The organism is Amycolatopsis roodepoortensis, from assembly GCF_024628825.1.
Taxonomy (GTDB): domain Bacteria; phylum Actinomycetota; class Actinomycetes; order Mycobacteriales; family Pseudonocardiaceae; genus Amycolatopsis; species Amycolatopsis roodepoortensis.
Map to the genome: position 1 here is coordinate 9,345,366 of NZ_CP102415.1, position 15,724 is coordinate 9,361,089.

The 15,724-nt window shown below is 67.9% G+C and carries 9 protein-coding genes; all 9 read left to right on the plus strand.

Annotation, left to right across the window (positions count from 1 at the left end; genetic code table 11):
- Window positions 1-51: 51 nt before the first annotated feature.
- The 9 genes from araB (at window position 52) to NQK81_RS44595 (ending at window position 15,699) form a co-directional block, all read left to right on the plus strand.
- Entirely contained in the window at window positions 52-1,725 is a 1,674-nt protein-coding gene (gene araB, locus NQK81_RS44555) for a ribulokinase (protein ID WP_257486324.1), read from the plus strand.
- Window positions 1,722-2,408 carry an L-ribulose-5-phosphate 4-epimerase gene (locus tag NQK81_RS44560; protein ID WP_125782774.1) on the plus strand — a complete coding sequence of 229 codons (687 nt, stop codon included), beginning with the start codon at window positions 1,722-1,724 and terminating at the stop codon, window positions 2,406-2,408. The genes araB and NQK81_RS44560 overlap by 4 nt, the downstream gene beginning before the upstream one ends.
- Window positions 2,405-3,910: an L-arabinose isomerase gene (gene araA, locus NQK81_RS44565; protein ID WP_257486325.1), complete on the plus strand. Its 1,506-nt coding sequence runs from the start codon at window positions 2,405-2,407 to the stop codon at window positions 3,908-3,910. The genes NQK81_RS44560 and araA overlap by 4 nt, the downstream gene beginning before the upstream one ends.
- A gap of 26 nt (window positions 3,911-3,936) precedes the next feature.
- Window positions 3,937-5,064: a multiple monosaccharide ABC transporter substrate-binding protein gene (gene chvE / locus NQK81_RS44570; protein WP_126735006.1), complete on the plus strand. Its 1,128-nt coding sequence runs from the start codon at window positions 3,937-3,939 to the stop codon at window positions 5,062-5,064.
- 4 nt (window positions 5,065-5,068) lie between these two features.
- Window positions 5,069-6,592: a multiple monosaccharide ABC transporter ATP-binding protein gene (gene mmsA / locus NQK81_RS44575; RefSeq protein ID WP_007032200.1), complete on the plus strand. Its 1,524-nt coding sequence runs from the start codon at window positions 5,069-5,071 to the stop codon at window positions 6,590-6,592.
- Between the two features lie 3 nt (window positions 6,593-6,595).
- Window positions 6,596-7,843 carry a multiple monosaccharide ABC transporter permease gene (gene mmsB / locus NQK81_RS44580; protein ID WP_192742180.1) on the plus strand — a complete coding sequence of 416 codons (1,248 nt, stop codon included), beginning with the start codon at window positions 6,596-6,598 and terminating at the stop codon, window positions 7,841-7,843.
- 104 nt (window positions 7,844-7,947) lie between these two features.
- Window positions 7,948-10,482, plus strand: a complete 2,535-nt coding sequence (locus tag NQK81_RS44585) for an alpha-L-arabinofuranosidase family protein (protein WP_257486326.1) — start codon at window positions 7,948-7,950, stop codon at window positions 10,480-10,482.
- A gap of 2 nt (window positions 10,483-10,484) precedes the next feature.
- Complete coding sequence (locus tag NQK81_RS44590) at window positions 10,485-11,942, plus strand: family 43 glycosylhydrolase (RefSeq protein WP_257486327.1); 1,458 nt, start codon at window positions 10,485-10,487, stop codon at window positions 11,940-11,942.
- A gap of 22 nt (window positions 11,943-11,964) precedes the next feature.
- Window positions 11,965-15,699, plus strand: a complete 3,735-nt coding sequence (locus NQK81_RS44595) for a glycoside hydrolase family 2 TIM barrel-domain containing protein (RefSeq protein WP_257486328.1) — start codon at window positions 11,965-11,967, stop codon at window positions 15,697-15,699.
- Window positions 15,700-15,724 lie beyond the last annotated feature (25 nt).

Consider the following 15,724-nt stretch of genomic DNA (forward strand, 5'->3'; position numbering starts at 1 on the left):
TGATCGTGGTTTCCGACCAGAAATGTGAACGTTAACAATGCGGGAGAAGAAGTGAGTACAGGGGAGCCGCTGGTCGTCGGCGTCGACTTCGGGACGCTGTCCGGCCGGGCCGTCGTGGTCCGCGTCCGTGACGGCGCGGAACTGGGCAGCGCGGTTTCGGAGTACCGGCACGGCGTGATCGACCGGATCCTGCCCGAGACCGGGCACGGTCTGCCGCCGGACTGGGCGCTGCAGGTCCCGTCGGACTACGTCGACGTCCTCCGCACCGCCGTGCCGGAAGCCATTCGGGCCGCCGGCGCGGATCCGGCCGACGTGATCGGCATCGGCACCGACTTCACCGCCTGCACGATGGTGCCGACCACCGCCGAGGGCACGCCGCTGTGCGAGCTGCCCGAGTTCGCCGGGAACCCGCACGCCTACGTGAAGCTGTGGCGGCACCATTCCGCGCAGCCGCAGGCGGACCGGATCAACGCGCTGGCGCGCAAGCGCGGCGAGTCCTGGCTCCCGCGCTACGGCGGGCTGATCTCGTCGGAGTGGGAGTTCGCCAAGGCGCTGGAGGTCTTCGAAGAGGCGCCTGACGTCTACGACCGGATGCGGCACTGGGTCGAACTCGCCGACTGGATCGTCTGGCAGCTCACCGGGACCTACGTCCGCAACGCGTGCACCGCCGGCTACAAGGGCATTCTCCAGGACGGCCACTACCCGAGCGCCGAGTTCCTGGAAGAGCTCGCGCCCGGCTTCGGGTCCTTTGTGGACGACAAACTCGTCCATCCCCTGGGCGCTCTCGGCGCCAAGGCAGGAAGCCTCAGCGCCGAGGCGGCGGAATGGACCGGGCTCCCGGAAGGGATCGCGGTCGCCGTCGGCAACGTCGACGCGCATGTCACCGCGCCCGCCGTCCAGGCTGTGGAGCCTGGCCAGATGGTCGCGATCATGGGCACGTCCACCTGTCACGTGATGAACGGTGCCGAACTGCGCGAAGTGCCGGGCATGTGCGGCGTCGTCGACGGCGGGATCGTGTCCGGGGAGTGGGGATACGAGGCCGGGCAGAGCGGGGTCGGGGACATCTTCGCGTGGTTCGTCGAACACGGCGTCCCGGCGTCCTATGTGGACGACGCCAGGGAGGCGGGGATCTCCGTCCACGAACTGCTCACCCGGCTCGCCGCGACGCAGGAGATCGGCGAGCACGGTCTTGTCGCGCTCGACTGGCACAGCGGGAACCGGTCGGTGCTGGTCGACCACGAACTGTCCGGCGTCGTCGTCGGGCAGACGCTCGCGACCCGTGCCGAGGACACGTACCGCGCACTGCTGGAAGCGACCGCGTTCGGCACCAGGACGATCATCGAGACCTTCGACCGTGCCGGGGTGCCGGTCACCGAACTGATCGTCGCCGGCGGCCTGGTCAAGAACCCGCTGCTGATGCAGATCTACGCCGACGTCACGAACCTGCCGCTTTCCGTGGCGGGCTCGGCGCAGAGTCCCGCGCTGGGCTCGGCGATCCACGCCGCCGTCGCCGCCGGAGCGCACGCCGACGTCCCGGCCGCCGCGCTCGCGATGGGCTCGGTCCGCCGCGCGGTCCACCGGCCGATCCCCGAGAACGTCAAGGCCTACAACGACCTCTACGCCGAGTACGCCGCGTTGCACGACTACTTCGGCCGCGGGACCAACGACGTCATGCACCGGCTCGCCGCCCGCCGTCGCGCCGTCAGGAAAGGACAGCACCGATGAGCCTCGCCGTGGAGATCACGGACACCTTCGAAGAACTGCGGGACACCGTCGCGCGGCTGCACAGCGAGCTGACCCGCTACGAACTGGTCATCTGGACCGCGGGCAACGTCTCGGCGCGCGTCCCCGGGCACGACCTGATGGTGATCAAACCGTCCGGGGTGTCCTACGGCGACCTGACCGCCGACACGATGGTCGTCACCGACCTGTACGGCGAAGTCGTCCACGGTGACCTGGCGCCGTCTTCGGACACCGCCGCGCACGCCTACGTCTACCGGCACATGCCCGAGGTCGGCGGAGTCGTCCACACGCATTCGACGTATGCCACCGCGTGGGCGGCGCGCGGGGAGCCCATCCCTTGCGTGCTCACGATGATCGCGGACGAGTTCGGCGGCGAGATCCCGGTCGGGCCGTTCGCGCTGATCGGTGACGACTCGATCGGCCGGGGCATCGTCGAGACGCTGCGGTCCAGCCGCTCGCCCGCGGTGCTGATGCGCAACCACGGCCCGTTCACCGTCGGCCGCACCGCACGGGACGCGGTCAAGGCCGCGGTGATGGTCGAGGACGTCGCGAAGACCGTCCACATCGCTTCCGCGCTGGGAACGCCGGAACCACTGTCCGAACAGGACGTGGACCGGCTCTACGCGCGCTACCAGAACGTCTACGGCCAGCAGGGAGAGAAGTGAGCACACAGCGGAAGACCGAGGTCTGGTTCCTCACCGGGAGCCAGGCGCTGTACGGCGAGGAAACCCTCGAACAGGTCGCGGGCCAGTCGTTGCAGATCCAGCGGATGCTGGCCGACACCGGCCGCATCTCGGCCGGGATCGTCGCGAAGCCGGTGCTGACCGAGCCGTCGGCGATCCGGCGCGTGATGCTTGAAGCGAACGCGGACGACGCCTGTGTCGGCGTGATCGCCTGGATGCACACGTTCTCGCCGGCGAAGATGTGGATCACCGGGCTCGACGCGCTGCGGAAACCCCTGCTGCATCTGCACACCCAGCTCAACGAGGCGTTGCCGTGGCAGTCCATCGACATGGACTTCATGAACCTGAACCAGGCCGCGCACGGCGACCGCGAGTTCGGTTACATCCAGACCCGGCTCGGGGTGCCGCGCAAGACCATCGCCGGGCACGCGGCGGATCCGTCGGTCGCCGACCGGATCGACGCCTGGGTCCGCGCGGCGGTCGGCCGCCAGACGATCGGCTCGCTCAAGCTCGCACGGTTCGGTGACAACATGCGCGACGTCGCGGTCACCGACGGGGACAAGGTCGAGGCGGAGTTGAAGTTCGGCGTCTCGGTGAACACCTACGGCGTCAACGAACTCGTCGCGCTGGTCGACGCGGTGCCCGACGCCGAGGTCGACAAGCTCGTCGAGGAGTACGCCGAGACGTACGCGCTCGCGCCGGAGCTGACCAAGGCGGGGGAGCGGCACGAGTCGCTGCGGTACGCCGCCCGGATCGAGAAGGGGCTCCGCACGTTCCTGACGGACGGCGGCTTCGGAGCGTTCACCACGAACTTCGAGGACCTCGGCGGCCTGCGGCAGCTCCCGGGTCTCGCGGTGCAGCGGCTGATGGCCGATGGCTACGGCTTCGGCGGCGAGGGCGACTGGAAGACGTCCGCGCTGTTGACCGCGGTGAAGGCGATGGGCCGTGACTCCGAGCGGGGAACGTCCTTCATGGAGGACTACACCTACCACTTCGGGCCCGGCGAACCGAAGATCCTCGGCGCGCACATGCTCGAGGTCTGTCCGAGCATCGCCGCCGCCAAACCTTCGTGCGAGATCCACCCCCTCGGGATCGGTGGCCGCGAGGATCCCGTCCGGCTGGTGTTCGACGCCGCCGCCGGTGACGCCGTCGTGATCGGCCTCGCCGACCTCGGCGACCGATTCCGCTTGGTGGCCAACGAAGTCGAGGTCGTCGCTCCGGACGAGCCGCTGCCGAATCTGCCGGTGGCGCGTGCGGTGTGGAAGCCGGCGCCGTCGCTGGCGACGTCCGCCGAAGCGTGGATCACCGCGGGCGGGCCGCACCACACGGTGCTCACGCAGGCCGTCGGCGCCGAAACGATCCGGGATTTCGCCACCATGCTCGACGTCGAACTGCTGGTGATCGACCAGACCACGACCCCTGCCTCGATCGCCGACCGGATGCGCTGGAACCAGGCCTACTACCGGCTCGCACAAGGATTCTGATCGGTCCCCACCGGAGAGAAGGAACAATGAAGTTCACGAAACTGGCCACACTGGCCGTGGCGGTCGGCCTCGGTGCCGCGCTCACGGCCTGCGGTTCGAGTGAGAAGACCGTCGATCAGCAGGCGGCCACGAGCGGTGCCGCGGGCGGCCTGGTCGGCGTCACCATGCCGACCAAATCGTCGGAGCGCTGGATCCACGACGGCGACAACATCAAGGCGGCGCTGGAGAAGCTGGGCTACCAGGTCGACCTGCAGTACGCCGAGGACGACATCCCCACCCAGGTGAACCAGATCGAGAACCAGATCACCAAGGGCGCGAAGCTGCTCGTGATCGCCTCGATCGACGGCACCGCGATCACCACCCAGCTGCAGGAGGCCGCGGACAAGAAGATCCCGGTCATCGCCTACGACCGGCTGATCCGCAACACCCCGAACGTCGACTACTACGCGACCTTCGACAACTTCAAGGTCGGCGTGCAGCAGGCGACCTCGCTGCTCACCGGGCTCAAGGTGCTCAAGGAGGACGGTTCGCCTGGTGAGGGCAAGGGACCGTTCAACGTCGAGCTCTTCGCCGGTTCGCCGGACGACAACAACGCGACGTTCTTCTTCAACGGCGCCATGTCGGTGCTGAAGCCGTACCTCGACAACGGGACGCTGGTCGTCAAGAGCGGCCAGACCGCGTTCAACGTGGCGGCGATCCTGCGCTGGCAGGCGGCGACCGCGCAGCGGCGGATGGAAGACCTGCTGACCAAGACCTACAGCTCCGGCGACAAGGTGCAGGGCGTGCTCTCGCCGTACGACGGGCTCTCGATCGGCATCCTCTCGGCGCTGAAGAGCAACGGCTACGGCACCCCGGGCCAGCCGTACCCCGTGGTCACCGGCCAGGACGCCGAGGTCGCGTCGGTGAAGTCGATCATCGCGAACGAGCAGTACTCGACGATCTTCAAGGACACCCGCAAACTCGCCGAGACCACGGTCAAGATGGCCGACGCGGTGCTCAAGGGCGGCAAGGCCGAGACCAACAACACGACGGACTACAACAACGGCCAGAAGGTCGTCCCGGCGTTCCTGCTGGAGTCGGTGATCCTCAACAAGGGCAACTACCAGAAGGAACTCATCGACTCGGGCTACTACAAAGCGGAACAGCTGAGGTAGCGACGTGACCGACGAAATCCTTCGGATGCGGGGGATCACCAAGACCTTCCCCGGCGTCAAGGCGCTGCAGGACGTCAACCTGTCGGTGCGCCGGGGAGAGATCCACGCGATCTGCGGCGAGAACGGCGCGGGCAAGTCCACGCTGATGAAGGTGCTCTCGGGCGTCTACGCGCACGGCTCGTACGACGGCGAGATCGTCTTCGACGGCGAGCCGTGCGCGTTCTCCGCGATCCGCGACAGCGAACGCCGCGGCATCGTGATCATCCACCAGGAACTCGCGCTGTGCCAGCAGCTGTCCATCGCGGAGAACATCTTCCTCGGCAACGAGAAGGCGCGCGGCGGGCTGATCGACTGGAACCGGACCAACTCCGAGGCCGGCGAGCTGCTGCGACGCGTCGGCCTGCGGGAGAACCCGGTGACGCCGGTACTCGACATCGGTGTGGGCAAACAGCAGCTGGTGGAGATCGCCAAGGCACTGTCCAAAGAGGTCAAACTGCTGATCCTGGACGAGCCGACGGCGGCGCTGAACGACGACGATTCGGCGCATCTGCTCGAACTGCTGCGCGGTCTCCGCGACGACGGCGTCACCTGCGTCCTGATCTCGCACAAGCTCAACGAGATCGCCGCGATCGCCGACTCGATCACCATCCTGCGGGACGGCAGGACGATCGAGACGCTCGACGCGAGCACGGTGACCGAAGACCGGATCATCGCCGGGATGGTCGGCCGGAAGCTCGAGAACCGGTTCCCGCCGAGGGAACCGCGGATCGGCGACGAGGTCCTCCGGATCGAGGACTGGACCGTGCACAGCCCGACGCAGCACGGCCGGGTGGTGGTGGACGGCGCGAGCCTGACGCTGCGGCGCGGCGAGATCGTCGGGCTGGCGGGGCTGATGGGCGCCGGGCGGACCGAGCTCGCGATGAGCGTGTTCGGCCGCTCGTACGGCAAGGACATCTCCGGTCGTCTGGTCAAGGACGGCAAGGAGATCGAGGTGCGCACGGTCGGCGACGCCGTCGCCAACGGGATCGCGTACGCCACCGAGGACCGTAAACGCTACGGGCTCAACCTCATCGAGGACATCCAGCGCAACATCTCCGGCGCGGCGCTGGGCAAACTCGCCCGGCGTGGCTGGGTGGACGAGAACGAAGAACATCGTGTCGCCGAGGAATTCCGCAAGAGCATGAACATCAAGGCACCGGACGTGCGCAGCGTGACCGGCACGCTCTCCGGCGGCAACCAGCAGAAGGTCGTGCTGTCCAAATGGATCCTCACCGATCCGGACGTGCTGATCCTCGACGAGCCCACCCGCGGCATCGACGTAGGCGCGAAGTACGAGATCTACACGATCGTCAACCGGCTCGCCGACGAGGGGAAGGCCGTGCTGGTCATCTCCTCCGAGCTGCCGGAGCTGCTCGGTCTGTGCGACCGGATCTACACGCTGTCGGCGGGCCGGATCACCGGTGAGGTCGGCCGGGCCGAGGCCACCCAAGAGGTCCTCATGCGGGCGATGACCAGGGAACAGGAGTAAGACATGAGCACCGCCTCCGCCGACACCGTCACCGGTGTCGGTGACCAGCAGGGAGCCGCGCCGGCCAGGGCGCCGCGCCGGATCTCGTTCAACCCGCGCGAGAGCGGCATCTACGTCGCGTTCGCGCTGATCGTCGTGTTGTTCTCGATCCTCACCGGCGGCGCGCTGCTGGAACCGCAGAACATCTCGAACCTGATCGTGCAGAACTCGTACGTGCTGATCCTCGCGATCGGCATGATCCTGATCATCATCGCCGGGCACATCGACCTGTCGGTGGGTTCCGTGGTGGCGCTGACCGGCGCGATCTCGGCCGTGCTGATGGTGAACATGGGTATGGCGTGGCCGCTCGCGCTGCTCATCACGCTCGCCGTCGGCGCGGTGATCGGGGCATGGCAAGGGTATTGGGTCGCCTACTTCGGCATCCCGGCGTTCATCGTGACGCTGGCGGGAATGCTGATCTTCCGCGCCCTCACCCTGACCGTGCTCGGGAACCAGGGCATCGGCCCGTTCCCGGACGAGGTGCGGACGCTGGCGAACGGGTTCACCGGCGGTTACCTCGGCAACATCGGGCTCGGTCCGCTCGGCGGCGCCGACGTGGTCAGCCTCCTGGTGGGCGCGCTGGCGATCGCGGGCGCGGTCGTGTCGCGGTGGCGCAAGCGGACGGCGCGGCTGAACTACCTGCAGGAGGTGGACCCGCTGCCGATGTTCCTGCTGAAGATCGTCGCGGCGGCCGCCGTCGTGCTGTTCGTGGTGGTGCAGCTGGCGCGGTACAAGAACCTGCCGTGGGTGCTGATCCTGCTGTCGGTGCTGGTGATCGGCTACTCGCTGGTGACGACGCGCGCGGTGTTCGGCCGCCACATCTACGCCATCGGCGGGAACCTCCAGGCCGCGACGTTGTCCGGGGTGAAGGTCAAGTCCGTGACGTTCTGGATCTTCGTCAACATGGGCGTGCTGTCGGCCCTGGCGGGGATCATCGTGGCCGGACGGCTCAACCAGGCCGGGCCGACCGCGGGCAACATGTTCGAACTCGACGCGATCGCCGCGGCGTTCATCGGCGGCGCCGCGGTGCAGGGCGGGGTCGGCAAGGTGGTCGGCGCGATCACCGGCGGTCTGATCATGGGCGTGATCAACAACGGTATGTCCCTCATCGGCGCGCCGACCGAGAGCGTGAACCTGGTCAAGGGTTTCGTGCTGCTCGCCGCCGTCGCCTACGACATCTGGACGAAACGGCGGGCCCGGACCGCCGCCTGACGTCGTGAGTGGCGATTCGGGTTCTAACCCGAATCGCCACTCACGACCAACTTGACCGACGCCTCACCCCCGGTTCCCCTCGCAACGTCGCGAAAGGAAGTGCTGTGCGCAGCAGGTCAACCCGGATCAGTGTGCTGTCCCTGACCATCGCCGCCGGTGTCCTCGTGCCCGTCCAGACCGCTTCGGGCCAGACACCGACGACCGACTACAGCCTCGCCGTGGACGCGGCGGGACGCGGTGCCACGATCGACCGTTCGATGTACGGCGTCTTCTTCGAGGACATCAACCGCGCGGCGGACGGCGGGCTGTACGCCGAACTCGTGCAGAACCGGTCCTTCGAGTACGACAAGGCCGACAACGCGTCGTATACGCCGCTGACCTCATGGGCGCCCACGTCGCTCAACGGCGGAACCGGCACGGCGACGGTGGCCGACGACGACCGGCGGCTCAACGAGCGGAACCGCCGCTACCTCAAACTCGACCTCGCCGGCGGTGAGTACGGCGTCGCGAACTCCGGCTACAACTCGGGCATCCGGGTCGAGAAGGGCAAGCAGTACGACTTCTCGGTGTTCGCACGGACAGATCGCGCGGCGGGCACCCCGCTCACGGCCGCCGTCACCGATCCGGCGGGCAAGGCGCTCGCCGATCCCTTGCGGGTGCAGGTCCGCGGCGACGGCTGGGTGAAGTACACCGGCGCGTTCCGCGCGCGGGAGTCGAGCGCGCTGGGCAGGCTCGCGCTGACCGCGTCCGGCGGTGGCACGCTGCGGCTGGACATGGTGTCGCTGTTCCCGCGCGACACCTACAAGAACCGGCCCAACGGCATGCGGGCCGACCTCGCCGAGAAGATCGCCGCGCTCAAGCCCGGTTTCGTGCGGTTCCCCGGCGGCTGCCTGGTCAACACCGGCAGCCACCAGGGTTACGAGGCGCCGAACTGGGAGCGGAAGCGCTCGTACCAGTGGAAGGACACCATCGGCCCGGTCGAGCAGCGGGCCACGAACGCGAACTTCTGGGGCTACAACCAGACTTACGGCATCGGCTACTACGAGTACTTCCAGTTCTCCGAGGACATCGGCGCGATGCCGTTGCCCGTGGTGCCGGCGCTGGTCACCGGCTGCGGGCAGAACAAGGCGACCGACGATCCGGCGCTGCTGCGGCGGCACATCCAGGACACCCTCGACCTGATCGAGTTCGCGAACGGCCCGGTCACCTCGACATGGGGCAAGAAGCGGGCCGAGATGGGGCACCCGGCGCCGTTCAACCTGACGCATGTCGGCGTCGGCAACGAAGAGAACCTGCCCGACGAGTTCTTCGCCCGCTTCACCGAATTCCGCAAGGCGATCGCGGCGAAGTACCCGGGGATCACGGTGATCAGCAACTCGGGACCGGACGACACCGGCACGACGTTCGACCGGCTGTGGGACCTGAACCGGAACGCGAAGGTCTCGATGGTCGACGAGCATTACTACAACAGCCCGCAGTGGTTCCTGCAGAACAACCAGCGGTACGACACCTACGACCGCAACGGCCCGAAGGTGTTCCTCGGCGAGTACGCGTCGCTGGACAACAAGTTCGGCAACGCGCTGGCCGAAGCCGCGTACATGACCGGGCTGGAGCGGAACGCCGACGTCGTCAAGCTCGCGTCGTACGCGCCGCTACTGGCGAACACCGACTACGTGCAGTGGAAACCGGACATGATCTGGTTCGACAACCAGCGCTCGTGGGGTTCGGCCAGCTATGAGACGCAGAAGCTGTTCATGACCAACGTCGGTGACCACGTCGTCCCGAGCAAGGCATCGGCCACGCCCGCCACGATCGCGCCGATCTCGGGCGCGATCGGACTGTCCACCTGGGCGACGAGCGCGGCCTACGACGACGTCAAGGTCACGTCGGCCGACGGGGCGCAGCTGTTCTCGGACGACTTCTCCGGCGACGACTCGCGCTGGTCGAAGGTGGCCGGACGGGGTTCCTGGGCGGTGTCGAACGGGGCCTACGTCCAGTCGGACCAGGCCGCCGAGAACACGCTGGTGACCGCGGGTGATCCCTCGTGGAGCAACTACGACTTCTCGGTGAAGGCGACCAAGACCGGCGGCAGGGAAGGCTTCCTGGTCGCGTTCGGCGTCAAGGACACCGGCAACAACTACTGGTGGAACCTCGGCGGCTGGAACAACACCGTCTCCGCCGTCGAGAAGACCGAAGGCGGGGGCAAATCGACCCTGCTCCAGAACGACACCAAGATCGAGACCGGCAGGCAGTACGACCTGCGGGTCGAGGTCCGCGGCCGTCAGGTGACCCTGTTCCTCGACGGACAGAAATGGGGCTCGTTCACCGACGACAAGGTCGCCGAGCCGTTCCGCCAGGTCGTCACGCGCGACGTCAAGACCGGTGAACTCGTGGTCAAGGTCGTCAACGCCCAAGCCGCGGCCGCCCGCACCCGCGTCGATCTCGGCACCCGCGTCCAGCCGGGTTCGACCGCCCGGGTGACGACGCTCCAAGGCTCTCCGGACGACGTCAACACCGCCTTCGCCACGCCGATCGCACCGCGGGAGTCGCGGTTCTCCGGGGTGTCGAACGGCTTCACCTACACGTTCCCGCCGAACTCCGTGACCTTCCTACGGTTCCCGGCCCGAGTGAGGGGATGACCATGACCATCGACCGTCGTGACCTGTTCAAAGCCGGAGGCGGGCTCTTGGCCGTCACCGCCGTCGGCAGCCTGGTGCCGGGTACGGCCCAAGCCGCCGAGGCCGCTCCCGCGTCGCTGACCACCCGGAACCCGTTGGTCGAACAGCGGGCCGACCCGTTCATCACCCGGCCGGTGAACGGGATGTACTACCTGACCGGTTCGGTGCCCGAGTACGACCGCATCGTCGTGCGCGGCGCCGCCACGATCGACGGCCTGGCCACCGCCAGGGAGACGACGATCTGGCGTCGTCCGTCGTCCGGGAAGATGGGCGGCCACATCTGGGCGCCGGAACTGCACCGGATCGACGGACGCTGGTACGTCTACTTCGCCGCGGGTGACTCCGACGACGTGTTCCGCATCCGCACGTACGTGCTGGAGTCCACTTCGGACGATCCGCGGGCGGGCACGTGGGTGTTGCGCGGGCAGATGGTGACCAAATGGGACACCTTCACGCTCGATTCGACGACGTTCGAGCATCGAGGCAAACGCTACTTCGCCTGGGCGCAGAGCGAACCCGGGATCGCGACGAACAGCAACCTGTACCTCGCCGAGATGGCCTCACCGCTGGCCCTCAAGGGTGATCCCGTCCGGCTCGCGGTGCCGACCCTGCCCTGGGAGATCCAGGGCTTCAAGGTCAACGAGGGGCCGGCGGTGCTCATCCGCAACGGGCGGGTGTTCATGACCTACTCGGCGAGTGCCACCGACGCCCGGTACTGCATGGGCCTGCTGACCGCGGACGAACGTTCGGACCTGCTCGACCCGCGGTCGTGGACGAAGTCACCGCAGCCGGTGTTCACCACGAACGAGGCCACCCGGCAGTACGGGCCGGGGCACAACTCGTTCACCGTCGCCGAGGACGGCTCGGACGTGCTCGTGTACCACGCCCGCGACTACCGCGACATCACCGGCGACCCGTTGTACGACCCGAACCGGCACACCCGGGTGCAGCGGTTGTACTGGAACGACGACGGGACACCGAGTTTCGGTGTCCCAGTGGGCAAGGGCGGCCCCTGCGTCCGTCTGTCCCCGTTGGACGACCCGGCGTTGTACGTGCGGCACTACGAGTACCGGCTGACCGCCGACGGCAACGTCCGCGAGCTCGCCGATTCGCAGTTCCGCATCGTGGCGGGGTTCCGAGGAGCGGGCACCGTCGCGCTGCAGTCGGTGAACTTCCCGGATCGGTACGTCCGGGTCGTGGACGCGACGACCGTGCGGATCGACCCGTACGACGAGAGCGACGCGTACGGCCGGGCGGCGAGTTTCACCCAGGTGCCTGGTCTTTCCGACCGGCTGGCGGTGTCGTTCCGCCTCGCGGGTGAACCTGCCACCTATTTGGCCCACGACAAGGGAAGGATCTTGGTCTTCCGCCCCGGTACCGCGGTGCGGGATCGTCAACGGGTCAGCTTCCGGCTCAGCTGAACTCTCTGGGAGGTTGAACGCAGTGCTGCGAACACGCCCCATCGTCGTGGTCCTGGCGATGCTCGCCGGGACCCTCGTAGCGGCCGCCGCTCCGGCGGCCGCCGACGTCCAGTCCTATCTCGACGATCCACGCAAAGTCGCCGAAGGACAGGAGCCACCGCACGCCTTCCTTCGCCCCTACGCCGACGTCTCCGCCGCGGCCCGCCGCGATGAACGCAGTCCGTACACCCAGTCGCTCGACGGCAAGTGGCGGATCGCGATGGCGGACAACCCGTCGCAGGTCCCGAAGGGATTCCACGAGGACGGCTACGACGCGTCGCGCTGGCGCGAGGTGTCCGTCCCGCACACCTGGCAGACGGACGGTCTGGACCACCCGATCTTCCGCAACATCGCCACCGAGATCCAGCCCGACGACCCGCCGCGCGTCCCACGTGACGTCAACCCGACCGGCGCCTACGTCCGCGACTTCACCCTGCCCGCGGACTGGACGGAACGAGAGACCTTCCTGCGCTTCGAGGGTGTCACGTCGGCGTACTTCGTCTGGGTCAACGGGAAGTACATCGGCTACGACCAGGGCGGCTACACGCCGGCGGAGTTCGACATCTCCTCCGCGCTGCGCCCTGGCCCGAACCGGATCGCCGTGCAGGTGCACCGCTGGAGCGCGGGTGCGTACCTGGAGGACGTCGACCAGTGGCGGTACTCCGGCATCTTCCGCTCGGTGACCCTGCATTCGGCGCCGCGGACGTTCATCCAGGACGTCGGACTGACGACGGACCTCGACTCGACCTACACCGACGCCACCCTCAAGGCCGCGGTCGAGGTCGCCACCAAACCCGGCGGGACCACGGGCAAGCATCGTGCCGGACTGAGCCTGCGTGACGCGGCGGGCAAGGAAGTCGGGACCACGAGCGGGGAGGTCGACGCGGGTGGCAAGACCGCGTTGAGCCTGCTCGTCCGGAATCCGGCGAAGTGGACCGACGAGACGCCGAACCTGTATACGGCGGTGCTCACGTTGACCGCGCCCGACGGCCGCGTCACGCACATCACCAGCGAGACGGTCGGGTTCCGTGAGATCGAGATCCGCGACAAACAGTTGCTGGTCAACGGGAAACGGGTGCTGTTCAAGGGGGTCAACCGGGCGGAGACCGACCCCGACCACGGCAGGCACGTGCCCCGGCGCGCGCAGGAACGGGACGTCGCGCTGATGAAGCAGCTCAACGTCAACGCGGTCCGCACCTCGCACTATCCGTCTGATCCCTATTTCTACGAGCTGGCCGACCGGCACGGCCTCTGGATCGACGACGAGATCGACATCGAGACCCACAACCACGAGAACTGCGCCCGGTACTGCCAGGCGAACGACCCGGCCTGGCGGGACGCGTTCTTCGACCGCATGATCGGCATGGTCGAGCGGGACAAGAACCACCCGAGCGTCTTCCTGTGGGACACCGGCAACGAGGCAGGCCTCGGCGCGCATCACTTCGCGCTGGCGGAATGGCTGGACGCGAACGAACCGACGCGGCCGATCTACCACCAGTCGAACAGCCCGGACGGGGACGCGCCGTTCGCGGACGTGTGGGGGCCGCGGTATCCGTCTCCGGAGAAGTTCGAGGAGCAGGCGAAGAACACCACCAAGCCGCTGATCTTCGGCGAGTACGCCCACGCCATGGGCAACAGCCTCGGCAACTTCCGGGAGTTCTGGGACACGATCCGGGCGAATCCGCAGACCCAGGGCGGGTTCATCTGGGACTGGGCGGAGCAGAACATCCGGCAGCGCATCCGGATCACGCCCGATTCGTCGGGTAACGACATTTCGGCGCATCTCAGCGGGAAGCCGGAGCTGGTCGACGGTCATCGTGGCAAGGCGCTGGCGCTGTCCGGGCTGGACGATTTCGTCGAGGTCTACCGCGACCGGAAGCTCGACATCACCGGGAAGGCGCTGACCCTGGACGCCTGGGTGAAACCGGGGAAGTGGACCGGCGATTTCCGCATCCTCGGCAAGGGCGACCACCAGTACGCGCTCAAGATGAAGACGCAGGACACGCTGGAGTTCTTCATCCACAGTGGAACGTGGCAGGCGGTGCAGGCGAAGGTGCCCGCCGATTTCTACGGCAACTGGCACCGGGTGAGCGGTACCTACGACGGAACCGCCCTGCGGCTCTTCCTCGACGGCAAGGAGATCGGGAGCAAACCGTTCACCGGCGCGATCGATTCGTCCTCGGCGGAGGTCAACATCGGCCGTGACTTCGAGACGTCGTGGAACGATCCGTCGAGTATCGGCTGGATGGGCCGCGGCGCGGTCGACGACGTCCGGATCTACGACAAGCCGCTGTCCGCCGCGGAGCTGTCCGGCTCCACTCCGGCCGGCGGTGCCGTCCTGGCGCTGGACTTCGACAGCGTCGCGGACCGGGGGAGCCACCTGTCCTACGGCTCCAGTCTGTCCGGTGTGGACGGTCTGATCGACTCGGATCGTTCGGCGCAGCCGGAGACCGCGCAGATGGCGTGGGCGCATCAGCCGCTCCGGTTCGCCTACTCGGGTGGTTCGTTGTCGGTGACCAACGAACGGCAGTTCAAGGGAACCGACGAGCTGAACCTGCGGTGGCGGATCCAGGAAGGCTCCCGGATCGTCGCCCGTGGCGAGCAGCCGTTGCGGGTCGGCGCCGGGACGACCGGACGGATCGCCGTACCCGTGCCGCCGAATCCCGCGGACCGGGAGCGGTTCCTCACCGTCGAGGCGGTGACGACCCAGGGCGAGCCGATGCTCGCGCGGGGACACGTCCTGGCCCACGACCAGTTCTCTCTCGGCGGGAAGCGGGTTCCGGGCCTGGACCGGTCGCCGCTCGACGGGAAGTCCGTCGGCGTCGTCGAGGACGCGGGTTCGGTGACGGCGTCGGCGGCCGGTGTCACGTACCGGGTGGACAAGGCCACCGGTGCGCTGGCGTCGATCCGGCACCAGAGCAAGGAACTGCTGACCGCCGGGCCGAAGCTCGACGCGTGGCGGGCCCCCATCAGCAACGAGACCTTCGCCTGGGGCAGGGCCGAGGGCGAGGACTGGCGCAAAGCGGGCCTGGACCGCTTGAAGACCACGGTCACCGGAGTGCGGGTCGAGAAGGACGGCTCGCGCGGTGTGCGGGTGATCGTCGACAGCCGGGTCGCGGCGCCGGACGTCACCGGGGCGTGGTTCGACCAGACGATGACCTACACCGTCGACCGGACCGGGACGCTGAGCCTCGGCAATCGGGTGATTCCGCAGGGGAGTGTGCGCACTCTGCCGTATCTGCCCCGGATCGGTGTCTCGCTCGCGGTACCGGACCGATACGACCGGTTCGCCTGGTATGGGCGAAAAGCCGAGAGTTACGTCGACCGGAAGGACGGGACGCCGATCGGCGTGCAGTCGAGCACGGTGGACCAGCAGTACGTCGAGTACCACCGGCCGCAGGACCACGGAAACCACACCGACAGCCGGTGGGCGCTGCTCACCGACGGCCGGACCGGTGGCCTGCTGGTCGGCGGCGCGAACGACGTCAGCGTGACACCGTTCGACGATCTCGACCGGGCGGCGTATCCCTTCCAGTTGCAGCGCAACAAGGGCTGGTTCACCCTGCACGCGAGTCACGCGGTGACCGGCGTCGGTGACACGCCGAACCCGGTGCGGGAACGCAGCCAGGTCCAACCGGACAGCACGTATGAGTACACGCTGTCGCTCCGGCCGTTGACGCAGCAGGAAGCGCGGGCGGGGGTGCCGACCGGCGGCTGACCTTTTGCGCCTCGTGAGTGGTAAG